Origin of the sequence: Haladaptatus sp. DYF46 (assembly GCF_021083305.1) — an archaeon.
Lineage (GTDB): Archaea > Halobacteriota > Halobacteria > Halobacteriales > Haladaptataceae > Haladaptatus.
Genome location: NZ_JAJFAY010000007.1, coordinates 180,491 through 192,783 on the forward strand (window position 1 = coordinate 180,491; position 12,293 = coordinate 192,783).

Here is a 12,293-nt window from a genome sequence, read left to right on the forward strand (position 1 = left end):
AAAATCGGCATTCAAAATCAATTCTCCACTAAATCCCAGCTACCTTTAAATGCTAGTCCAATCGCTTCGTCTTTCTATTTCAATTTCTCATTCCGATATCGAATTGTTCGTATTCGGAAACCGAATTCAGGACAACACTGGTATTACTTTCGTTAATGTCCTTGTCTTCGAGTAAGGATTTTATTTTTCGGTTCATTTGGTCCGTATCTTCGAATCTTCCAATCGCGATGATGTCATGGTTCCCGGTCACCTCGTAGACACTGACCATCTGGTCTTCCCGTTGAAGTCGGTCTGTAACGTCCGGAAGTGCGGCACCTTCAACTTTGAGTTGAATGACGGCAGTCACATCATAGCCCAACGCGTCATAATCTACTATCGGTGAGAAGTCTATGATAGCACCGCTGTTCTGCAATTCATCGAGATGGTTTGAGATAGTCGTTACCGATACATCAAGATCACTAGCGAGGTCCCGAAGGCTGGCTCGTCCATCACTTTGTAGAGCGTTTAACAACTCGGCATCGAGATTTTCGTACGCCATTATTTACTATAGACAACCCCCGATACAAATAGTTAAACGATAACGCAATATGCGACTGAATCTAGAGAGACCATAGCTAAAAAATTGAGACAACGGGTATCTTTCTAACAACGAGTACGAAAACTATGGTATCGGACTTGCTCCACGAAAGCAATATTCACAATATGTAAATGAAGTGCCGCCAATTACTATCTAGTCAGTAATCACATGTGTTTCCCTATATAAGAAATTAGGGGCATAATATCATGGGGATTTGTCTTGAATTATAGAATCGAGCGAAAGTATTACAGAATTAGTTCTGTAATACTTTCGCTCGATTGATCCCCTCTAGTCCACAATAAGAGAACAATAATCGGATCTATTCGGTATAGCATTCACCTGTAGCTCAACCTCGTTACTGTCATTATATATTCGTATTTTGGACGATGGCGCGTCGGTGATAATTTCCATTATGAAAATACGGGTGGGCAATGGGATATCGACGAGTGACGTGTGAATATAGATATCGAGTGGGGGTCGACTGGTTTTAGAGGGAGGACTTGAAACCTGTCTTTAAGTAGGATTCTTTCTCAAGCTAACTCGTAGAGAGTGCTTCTCCGCCTGGGTTATTTTATTACTCTTTGTAGTACATTCACTGATACAACTCTTCAGGGATACTCTCGAACGACAGTAGAACGGGTCTATCGTCTACCGGCTGATTTTCATAATGAAAATCGGTGAGGGTGAGAAAACCCATACTCCGAGTTTTCATCTCGGCGCGAGGGACGATCATTCCTGAAATCATTCCACTGACCAAAATACTTAAACCAGCTTGCTGTATTACGATGGACGTTATGGACGAGAAAAAGAGATTCATTCGATCCGAGGATGTGGAGACAGTTCAACTCGATTGGGGGAACCTGAAATGGATGAACACACCCGAGATGACTGGGTCGGAGGCATTCAGTGCTGGTCTAGTAGTGCTGCAACCAGGAAAAGGTCATGAGCGTCATACTCACCCGGACAGCGAGGAGATTCTATATATCCTCAGTGGAGAAGGTGAACAAACAATCGCAGATGAAAAACGGTCGATAGGGCCCGGAGAGATGGTGTACATTCCCGCCGGTGTCGAACACAGTACGATGAACGATTCTTGGGAACCTCTTCGATTTCTAGCGATCTATGGGCCACCGGGACCGGAAGAAGAGATTCGAAACACTGCCGAAGCAACGGTCTTTCCACCGGGTGAATTCCCGGACTCCTGAGACAGGCCATCCTCATCCACGTATGATATATACAGTTTGGCCGTGAGAGATCGCAGAGTCTGTTTTCTCGATGAATTCGACGGCACGAGAGACGACAGTCCTGAACAGTGAGGTAGTTCAGTACAGTGATGATTCTATCGAAATATTGAAGAGAGGTGGGAGAACGTATGTAGTTGGATGAAGTACTCACGTACGGAATCGCTCGATCGCCTAGAATCGACTATTGAATCGGGAGACCCTATTATCGGTGCTGGTGCCGGAACCGGAATTTCGGCCAAATTCGCAGAGCGTGGTGGGGTTGATCTCCTGATTATCTATAACTCCGGGAGATATCGGATGAACGGCCGTGGCTCATTAGCTGGGTTGTTGCCATACGGAGACGCAAACGAAATCGTCGTGGAGATGGGTCATGAAGTACTCCCCGTCGTTGAGGACACCCCTGTGCTGGCAGGTGTCAATGGCACTGATCCGTTCCGAGACATGGACGTGTTCTTGGAGGATTTGCGCCGTCGTGGTTTCTCCGGCGTCCAAAATTTCCCGACCGTCGGACTCATCGACGAAGACAGTACCTATCGTAAAAACCTCGAAGAGACTGGGATGGGCTACGACACAGAAATCGAGATGATACGAAAGGCAGGTAATCAAGGAATGCTCACCTGTCCTTACGTTTTCACCGAGGAACAGGCAGCAGCAATGGCCGATGCGGATGCCGACGTAATCGTCTCACACATGGGGCTCACAACGTCGGGTGACATCGGTGCTGAAACGTCGCTTGACCTGGATGCTGCAGCCAACCGCGTCCAGGCCCATCATGATGCAGCAAAGGAAGTCAAAGACGATATCATCGTCATTTGCCACGGTGGTCCGATAGCGTGGCCCGAAGATGCTGAGCATGTCCTTAACAATACTCAGGGTGTCACCGGCTTTTTCGGAGCGTCGAGTATCGAACGACTTGCAACCGAGGATGCGATCGAAAATCAAGCGATCGAATTCAAGAATATTGAATTCTGAGTAATATTTGGAATCCAATTGATGTTCCCGTGTCGCTATTTTCTGAACGCAAGCACAACCCCGTAAGCACGATATTTTGTCTCTTTCTCGATATTGCCTCGCTGATCGTTCGATTCAAAGTCTCATCGATTCTGTGATCGGTGACAAATATATATTGCTGGGAAAGATATTTGTACCCTCATCTGAACTAAATGCATAGGTGTCGAAATTGGCAACAGAATCGAGGTCCACTCAGAACCGAATAGCTGCCCTCAGGTCATCGATCCTTGATCGGCGTGAATCAAGTGTCATGGTCGGATTAGTTGCGATGATCCTGTTGGGTATCTTCATCAATGCATCGTCGTTCCTCACACTCAACAATTTCGTACGAGTTCTCCGTGGTGCCGCTATCGTTGCGATGGTTGGCTATAGTATGTCCTTGCTGATGGTCACAGCGGAGTTCGACCTCTCGGTCGGATCGCTGATTGGCATCACCGCCGGGCTCGGAGCAGTCATGATTTCCAGTGGGTTCGATCCGATCTTCACCATCATACTGACGATTACACTGGGGACGATTTACGGCGTTACACAGGGATTGCTCGTAACCAAGTTCGGACTGCCTTCCCTGATAGTCACGATTGGGACACTGACGTTACTCCGGGGAGCACACTTCCTATTGTTAGGGGGACAAGCGGTCACAATCTCCGAAGAACAGGCAGGCCCGGTAATGAAAGCGATCGGTGGTACGTACAGTCTCCCATTTACGGTCACGGTGCCGTTCACGAATTTGGACTTGTTCACGATTCCTGTAATCCAGTATGCTGTTCCGTTCATTCATTCGGAGCCACAGCAGTTCGTCAGCTTTCCCGTGCAGATCATTTGGGTACTTGTCCTTCTATTCGTCTTCCACCACATCCTGTTCAAGACGACGTTTGGACGCCACGTTCGGGCGACGGGCGACAACATAAATTCTGCTGAAACAACCGGTCTCGATCCGGAGCGAATCAAAATCGCTTGCTTTGCCATCGTCGCTGCGGTCACATCGTTTGCGGGAATCTCACAACTCGCCTACATCGGGAGCGTTTCCCCGGGTACTGGATCCGGAACTGAATTGATCGTCATCGCAGCGGTAGTCCTCGGTGGGACGAAACTCACGGGAGGAGATGGCTCAATGACGGGCGTGCTAATGGGTGCACTCATTCTTGGATTCGCACAGAATATCCTGACCCTTGGAGGGTTCGGGCCAAAATTCTCACGACTCATTACGGGGCTATTCATCATCGCAGCAATCGGCCTCGACACAGTCTTCTCCGAATTCTCGCCAGAGCTCGTGCGGAACTGGTTTACGAATCCCTTGAAAAAGATGGTTGCGAGTCCACGATCGTTCTTCCAAAACGAAGCTAACGAAAAGGGACCCAATCTATCGATCGCGTTCATTGCGGTGTCGATCGTTGTTATCGGACTGCTCGTTTCGCTAATTATGATGTTGTCGGCAGTTTTTGCTCCCTCCTTTGCAGACCGATTCCTGTTCTTTATTGCAGAAGCGAATCTCTTGGGAGCGGTGATGGTCACCCTTCAGGTGTATCTCCTAATGGCACTCCTCACGCTTCTTGCAGTTCTAACGGTTCACCTCACTGCGACCCGTCTTGGCGGTACTGGTGATGTCGACAACACCATTGCTGCTGTCGGATATGGTCTAGCCCCGGCACTACTTCTGTTCATCCCGATCGTATTGCACGGATTCGCATTCCTTACCATCCTCGTGATAGTAACTCTGGCCATTATCGCGATTCTCGTCGCCGGAACACTGTTCATGGGTGTCAATTCACTCCACAATTTGACTTCGCGTGACGCAATGATTACGGTTGTCACCACATATGGCGTCTGGCTCATCGTTTTGCTATACTTTGGTAGCAATATTAGCTAGGCACAAAATATACTCTGAAAACCATTCTTCAGTTCCCATCTGTCGGATGAGAAAACCCCGATTCCCATCAACTGTCTATCCGAACATATAATGTGAAAAGAAATAAATTTAAGTTCCATAAACTATCTTTGATTATCATGGCGTTTGACCGTGACAAACTTCAGGATGACGACACCTTCTCCATCGAGCTAGGGGTGTCGCGACGAAGCCTCATGAAACAGCTCAGTGCAGTCGGGGCTGTGTCCGCATCGGCCGGTTGTTCAAGTCTCTTACAGGACCAAGGGAACAAGAGCAGCGGGAGTGACGAGAACAACGGTGGCTCCGGTTCAAACGGAGGAGGTGCAGGACCACAAGACTTTGACTACTCTCGAATTCCGATGATCAAGCCGCCATCGGCACCCATTGACAACACAAAGCCAGCAACAGGAGTTGCACGACGTGCTGAGTTCGTGATCCAGAACGTCGCCAATCCCTTCTTTACTCCTCTCATCGCTGGGTTCAACGACGCTCTCAATCAGTTCGGATGGAAAGGTGGTGTAACCGGTCCGTCCGGTGATACACAGAGCCAAAGTAAACAGATCGAGATCATCAATACACTCGTGGACGAGTTGAAAAGTGGTCAGGACGTACTGGTCACGACTATTTTGGACCGCCAAGCGTATCTCGCTCCGATTCAGCGAGCACTGGATAACGACATCGCAGTCGTGAACGGCCATTCGACTCCGGCGAAAAAAGATTGGAACAACGATTGGATGCGTGAGAAGCTCACCTACCGTGATCGGGGGGTTGTAATCCCGCACGTCGGCATCCGTGATAGAGAAGGTGGGATTGCGATGGCGGTAGAAGCATACAAACGAATGCAGGATAAGCTCGATGCCGACGAGTATAAGGTTTTGATCGGTAATGGTCTCCCCGGAAATCCAGCAGTCACTCGTCGGGTTGATCCTGGTGCACGCTCGTACTTGGAAACGAAAGACGACGTGACTCTCATCGATGAAACTCTTGACGTCACAACTGACTTCGCCGAGGCTCAAAATCGTGTGGAGAGTCGACTGTCGGCTGATCAGGATATAAACGTGGTCATGGGTGCGGGATTCTGGACTGCTGTTGGTGCTTCCCAGGCTGTCGAAAGCGGGAGTGTCAGCCGTGATCTCGTCATTTGTGGGTTCGACCTCGTGGAAGCCGTTCTGACGAGTATCAAGGACGGAAGCGTCGACTTCACCATGGGCCAAGATCCCTATGGACAAGGATTTTTGAATGTCCCGCTTGCGTGGATGTATCAAGAGCGTGGGATCGAGATGAAACATCTAGAGTTCGGCGTCACCTTCGTCGACAAAGAGAACGTTGAGTACGCTCTGCAACGGAATACGTGGAGTGAACTTCGAAACTGGCAAAAGAGCAATTTCTAATCAGCAACTATGAGCGACACGATATCCGCAGGAAACGATACGACCAGCCCAAAGGATCGAACCGTTCTCCGAACGCAAGATCTGAGTAAAAGTTTCGGTGCAATCGAAGCCGTCAAAGATGTGAGCCTCGATATTCGAAAGGGAGAAATCCTCGCGATAGCAGGAGACAACGGAGCAGGAAAGTCCACGTTCGTGAAGATGCTCTCGGGAATTCTCACACCAACTGCTGGACAGATTTATGTCCGCGAAAATGGCGTGGACCAGCCACGCCACTTCACGTCGTCAAAAGATGCAGAGAAGGCAGGTATCGCGACCGTTTATCAAGGTCAGCATCTCACTCCGACAAACACTGTTGCAACCAATATATTCCTCGGGTATGAACCTCTCAAAACCGGACTTAGAGGATCGCTGTTTCGTGAAATTGATGAAGAACGAATGATCAAAGAAAGTAATCAACTGCTACACGAGATTGGGTTTGATTTCGATCCCCGATCTCTCGTTTCGGAACTTTCTGGCGGACAACAGCAAGCTGTCGCTGTCGCTCGGGCGTTGATCAGGGACCCACCGATCGTCATCCTAGACGAACCAACGTCAGAGGTTTCCACGACGGGGACGGACAAAATCATTGACCTCGTTAGAAAGATTCCTCAAGATGGTAAAGCCGGTATCCTCATATCCCACAAAATCGACATCGTTGTGGACGTTGCCGACCGAATTGCTGTAATGCGCGACGGTGAACTCGTCGAAGTTCTCGATAGTCGTACCAACGTTGACCGTATGGATATCGTATCTCGGATGCACAAAGAGCGAGAAGTATAATCTGCCATCGCGTTCCGGAGTTCTCGAAACGGGACGTTCCTTCGTGAGTACCGTCCCAACTTTCAGCAGTCGAGTGCCTCGGCCATTTTCTCGATCGGATGTGGTGGACGGGACTCGCCCGGTCGGTCGCCGAGTTGAGAGCGACACGACGCACCGGGTGCCGTTACGACATCCCCGTCACTCCGTTCGACCTGTCTAAATAAGATCTGACCGATCCCCTGTGAAAGCTCGTAATGTTCTGATTCGTAACCAAACGACCCTGCCATCCCACAGCAACTGGAGTCGAGCGGATCGACGGCGTACCCTGCTCGCCGAAGCACCCCGACTGCGTGGTGATCCTTATTGGTGGCTTTCTGATTACAGTGACCGTGGTACGTTAAAACCTCGTCAGGCGTGTTCAATGTGAGTTTCTCATCAACTCGAAGCAAATCCAGATACTCCATGATCTCGTGAGCGGCAGATGAGACCGCGTCAACGTTTGTTCCGTCGAGCAAATCTCCGTATTCGTCCTGAAACATAACCGCATCAGAGGGCTCAACGAATACGATATTCCATCCTTTGTCGACATACGGCCGCAATATCTCGACGTTATGGTGTGCGCGGTCATTCGCCACGTCTAGCATTCCCATCGAGAACGCTGCGCGTCCACTGGGGCGAAGGTCATCGATGATCTGCACGTGAATGCCTGCCGTTTCGAGGACGCGGACGGCCGCTTTTCCGGGTGCCGGGTAGTTGTAGTTCGTGTATGTGTCGGGGAACAATATCACCTTCCTGTCAGCCTCACCGACCGAAACCGAGGAGCCACCACGTCTCGCAAACCATTCTTCGAGCGATTCGTTGCTGAACGTCGGAAGTTCGCGCTCTTTGGATATTCCGAACAACCTCTCCATCACGACTCGACTCCCCGGAATTTCGGATATGAGATTCGACAGCGGGGCCATCATACTACCGAACGCGGAAAGTCGATCGATATTCCCGAATATACGCGTCCGGAGGCTTGGTGTCTCTTCCTGATGATATTGGTACTTGATCTCCGATTTGAGCTTCGCCATATCGACGCCCGTCGGACAGTCACTTTTACATCCCTTACAGCCAACACAGAGGTCGAGCACCTCTTTCTGGAACCGGTCGGAGTAGATCTCTTCCTCCGACAGTTCACCCGAGATTGCGGCTCGGAGCATGTTTGCTCGACCGCGTGTAGTCTGGATTTCCTCTTTCGAGGCACGATACGTCGGACACATGACGTCAGAACTAGTCTGTCGGCACGTCCCACAACCGTTACACAGTTCGACGAGATGTGAAAATCCTCCCTCCTCGTCGAAGTCCAGAGCAGTTTGTGGTTCGATCGATTGGTATTCTCGTCCATAGCGGAGGTTTTCTCGCATGTCCGCACCGACACCCCGGTCATTGTTCGGTCCTGGATCATTCGTCCCGTCCCGATACACGACGTTACCGGGATTCATCATCCAGTCGGGATCGAAGGCTGTTTTGAGCCGCTTGAACGCCTCCCAGAGTTCCTCACCGTACATCTTAGGGTTGAACTCGGTTCGGGCCATCCCGTCGCCATGCTCGCCAGAGAAAGCACCGTGGTGTTCCAGAACGAGGTCGGTCACGTCGTCCGTGATCGAGTGCATCTTCTCTATTCCTTCGTTCTGTTTGAGAGTGAGGATAGGGCGGATATGTAGCGTGCCGGAACCAGCGTGGGCGAAATATGCGGCCGAAGTATCGTGTGCTTCGAGTATGGCCTCAAACCGCTGAACATACTCGGCGAGTTCTTCGGGTGGGACCGTCGCATCCTCGATGAATGGATACGGCTTTGGGTTCCCCTCTAAACTCATCAGCAACGGGATCGCGGCCTTCCGAAGCTTCCACATCCTATCTTGACTGTCCCCCGAGTAGGCTTCCAGCACCTCGAATGCTGCGCCATTATCGACAAAGTGAGAAGTCGTCTCGTCAATTGCCGCCTCGAAGTCGTCGACGAGTTCGTCGTCCCACTCGAGCAGTAGCGCCGCCTTTGAATCGTCGGGTATCGGTTCGACGTACTCGGCATACCCCTCCGATTCACGAGCCAGGCGGAACACTTCGTCGTCCATTAGCTCCACAGCGCTAACGGGAAATTCGAGGGCCTCGGGCACCGCTTCCATCGCGTCCACGAGGTCATCGAAGCAATAGAGTGCTAACGCTGTTTCGCTAGGTTGTGTGACGAGCGAAACCGTCGCTTCGACGATTACCCCAAGTGTTCCTTCGGCACCCACAAATAGTTTCGAGAGATTGATTACTTCGTCGCCATCGTCGTTTTCATAGATGACTTTTTGCAGATTGTATCCCGAGACCGAGCGCTTGAGTGACGGATATTTATCTTCGATCTCCGATTCGTGAGATTCGACGATTTCCCGAACAGTTTGATAGATTCGCGCCTCCAAGCTGTTGCCACCGGCGATCTCCTCGAACTCTTTACTGTCTAAAACGACTTCACGGGTATGTATCAGTGACCCATCCGCGAGAATGACTTGGAGTTCTTCAGTATAGGCGTCAGTGATTCCGTATCGAACCGAGTGAGCGCCCGTCGAATTGTTACCGATCCCGCCACCGATGGTCGAGCGGTTCGACGAAGCTGGATCCGGCGCGAATTTCAAGCCCTCTTTCGCAAGACGGTCATCGAGATGGTCCTGTACACAACCGGGCTGGACCGTCGCTCGTTTGGCTTCGGGATCGATGCTGACGATATCGTCCATGTGCTTCGTGAAATCGATGACGACGCAACCACGACCGACCGTCTGGCCGCCTAACGAGGAACCCGTCCCTCGCGGTAGGATGGGTATTCCATGGCTTGTTGCGACTTCGACAGCCGCTTTAACGTCTTCCGAATCCCTTGGAAGGACGACTCCAGCAGGCCGTGCTTGGTAAACGCTACCGTCCGTTGCGTACAGTATCTGTGCGTATTCATCGAACTGCACCTCTCCGGCTACCTGGTCTCGCAGTTCTTCCGCCAGCGCTGAATACTGTTCGATGTCGGGACGGCTAGACGCCAGTTCCGTGGCCGATGTCTCTACTCCGGGGGGATTATAGAACTCGTCTTCGACTGCCATCGTTACTAATACACATACTTCCAAATTAAAGTCTATGGTTTCACGATATCAATCGATTATACTTCCGACGCAATCCGGGAGCGAACACGGATATCTAACGACACGAAACCATTGTAATCCTTCCTTCCTCTTAGATGCGATTTCTTTCACTGTTATTGCATCAAGTGGTCACGATAATTCCGGATATGGTTTACTCGAATAGTACGGAGGGAGATAACGATCGCGGCACGGGAATCTGTTGGTGGTTATCGGATGTGGACACCTGCCTCAACCGGGATCAGATATGTACAGCATGAATTTAATCACTTGTGGGCGTAGGGTTTATCATCTAGTATTGGGTAATATTATTTCATGGATGATATGCTATCACAGGACAATAACGATATGACACAGTCGAATCCACTGCCGTCCGACGATCAGTACTTGGAGTTACTGGCAAGTGTGCAGAGACTCACCGGAATCGGCATTTGGTCGTATAATACCTCTACCACCGAACTGTGGTGGAGTAACCAGGCGAAGCGGATTCATGAGATCGATATAGAGCGGACGTTGACCCTTTCAGATGTTGTGGACCAATACACAGAACAGGACCAAGACCGGGTGGCGGAGAGGTTTAGCGACGCTATTGAAAACGCAAACCCGTTCGATATCGACGTAGAACTCACTGGAGAAGGAACGACTCCGAGATCGATACGATTGCATTGTGAACCCAAACGAAACGATGAGACCCTCGTTCTCTACGGTGTCGTCCGCGACTTAACCGATATGAAGCGACGGGAGCAACGCATCGAAATCCTTCGTCGAACGAGCCAGCAGTTGCGCGGTGCAAGTTCAAAACAGGAGGTTGCCGAAATCCTCGCTAATGCAGCAAAAAACATCCTCGGTTTAGTCAATACGACGGTTCGATTGGTGAACGATAGCAGAAACGTCCTCCGTACGGTCGAAGCTACCGAAGAATGTCTCGAGCGTGCTGGCGACCGTCCGAACTACTCCATTGACGAGGAGACCCCCGCGGTACGAACGTACCTAACGAGCGAACCGGAGATTCACTCGGATCACCAAAACACTGCAGATGACCACGACCGAGGCGAACTCCAATCTGGGCTTTATGTTCCGATAGGAAGTCATGGCGTACTGAGCGCCGGTGACGTCGTCGTAGATGCTTTCAAGGAACACGACCTTGAGGCTGCCAGTCTACTTGGACAACTTGGAGCGGAAGCGATCACGCGTATCGGGTGGGTTAAACGCTCACGAGCGATATGAGACAGAGTGTCTCAAAATAAATCGAGAGCACTGAATTACATCCCGGAAGAAGACGATATTGTCCGATTTTTTTGGAACCCCTCTGTGATATCTCCCCATTTCATCTCCGGGCGGATGACGGTTCGGGTATTCGAAAAGTGGATTTACATTATGGGAATGATTATATGTTATGATGATAATTGTAGGGATATGATCGGAGATATAACCGGACGACGCCTGAAAACGACTCGGACATCGTTAGAAATTCTCAGGCTCATCTTGGAACACGACGGGCTTAACCTCTCCGAGCTGGATAAGATGATAAACAGTTCGAAAAGTTCTATTTGCAGCCATCTCAATACACTCCAAGACTGTCGATACCTCGTAAAAGACGGTAAAACCTACAACGTCGGATATCGGCTAGCCCTATTAGGCGACCGAACTAAGCATCGATATCCTGACCGTGAGGTCGTAAAGGAAGCGGTAGATCGACTAGCACGAGAATCCGATCAGGAAGCAAACTTTACCATCTTTGAACACGGCCGTCTCTTGATGTTCTATGGTTCGTCGGGGAACGCGGTAAGTGGTGGAAACGACATACAGTATCGATCGGAGTACTACTTACACAATACGGCCGCGGGAAAAGCCATCCTTGCTGAATTGGGTCACAGTCAAATCGAAGAAATCCTCGACCGATGGGGGTTGCCTCGTGAGTCGGAAGCGACGATTACGAACCGCGCGCAATTATACGAATCCTTGGAGGAAATTGCGGCCCGTGGCTACGCGACTGTTGATGAAGAATTCGCCCCCGGTTTGGTAGCAGTGGGTGCGCCAGTCCACGACGAAGACGGTACGATTCTCGGTGGAATAAGCGTGGGAGGCCCAAAATATCAGATAGATTCGACGAAGACCGATCTCGAACTTGCGGGAAAGTTACTGGATGCCGTCGCACACCTCGAATCTCAGCTTCAGTCATAATCAAGTCGGTCACCCTACCGACTATTTTCTATTGGTCTGATGAACGACGGTTTCCCC

Annotated in this window: 9 protein-coding genes; 7 read left to right on the forward strand and 2 right to left on the reverse strand. The window is 50.4% G+C overall.

Going from position 1 to position 12,293, the window contains the following annotated elements; genetic code table 11:
* Window positions 1-79: 79 nt before the first annotated feature.
* Window positions 80-538 (reverse strand): HTH-type transcriptional regulator Lrp, encoded by a 459-nt coding sequence (gene lrp, locus LJF34_RS24140; protein WP_231188438.1) that lies wholly within the window; start codon window positions 536-538, stop codon window positions 80-82.
* Between the two features lie 833 nt (window positions 539-1,371).
* Here lrp and LJF34_RS24145 point away from each other — a divergent pair.
* The 5 genes from LJF34_RS24145 (at window position 1,372) to LJF34_RS24165 (ending at window position 6,927) form a co-directional block, all read left to right on the forward strand.
* Window positions 1,372-1,782: a cupin domain-containing protein gene (locus tag LJF34_RS24145; RefSeq protein ID WP_231188439.1), complete on the forward strand. Its 411-nt coding sequence runs from the start codon at window positions 1,372-1,374 to the stop codon at window positions 1,780-1,782.
* Window positions 1,783-1,959: 177 nt separating this feature from the next.
* The gene (locus LJF34_RS24150) at window positions 1,960-2,793 is read left to right on the forward strand and encodes a phosphoenolpyruvate hydrolase family protein (RefSeq protein WP_231188440.1); all 834 of its coding nucleotides are present in this window, start codon (window positions 1,960-1,962) and stop codon (window positions 2,791-2,793) included.
* A 316-nt stretch (window positions 2,794-3,109) separates the two neighbouring features.
* Complete coding sequence (locus tag LJF34_RS24155; RefSeq protein ID WP_231188441.1) at window positions 3,110-4,699, forward strand: ABC transporter permease; 1,590 nt, start codon at window positions 3,110-3,112, stop codon at window positions 4,697-4,699.
* 137 nt (window positions 4,700-4,836) lie between these two features.
* Window positions 4,837-6,108: a substrate-binding domain-containing protein gene (locus tag LJF34_RS24160; protein ID WP_231188442.1), complete on the forward strand. Its 1,272-nt coding sequence runs from the start codon at window positions 4,837-4,839 to the stop codon at window positions 6,106-6,108.
* Between the two features lie 9 nt (window positions 6,109-6,117).
* Window positions 6,118-6,927 (forward strand): ATP-binding cassette domain-containing protein, encoded by an 810-nt coding sequence (locus LJF34_RS24165; RefSeq protein ID WP_231188444.1) that lies wholly within the window; start codon window positions 6,118-6,120, stop codon window positions 6,925-6,927.
* Between the two features lie 62 nt (window positions 6,928-6,989).
* Here the strand turns inward: LJF34_RS24165 and LJF34_RS24170 are convergent, their stop codons facing one another.
* Window positions 6,990-10,016, reverse strand: a complete 3,027-nt coding sequence (locus tag LJF34_RS24170) for an FAD-binding and (Fe-S)-binding domain-containing protein (protein WP_231188446.1) — start codon at window positions 10,014-10,016, stop codon at window positions 6,990-6,992.
* A 351-nt stretch (window positions 10,017-10,367) separates the two neighbouring features.
* On the opposite strand from LJF34_RS24170, the gene LJF34_RS24175 reads away from it, so the two are divergent.
* Both LJF34_RS24175 and LJF34_RS24180 read left to right on the forward strand, forming a co-directional pair.
* Complete coding sequence (locus LJF34_RS24175; protein WP_231188450.1) at window positions 10,368-11,279, forward strand: GAF domain-containing protein; 912 nt, start codon at window positions 10,368-10,370, stop codon at window positions 11,277-11,279.
* Window positions 11,280-11,468: 189 nt separating this feature from the next.
* Window positions 11,469-12,236: an IclR family transcriptional regulator gene (locus tag LJF34_RS24180; RefSeq protein WP_231188452.1), complete on the forward strand. Its 768-nt coding sequence runs from the start codon at window positions 11,469-11,471 to the stop codon at window positions 12,234-12,236.
* Window positions 12,237-12,293: the final 57 nt, after the last annotated feature.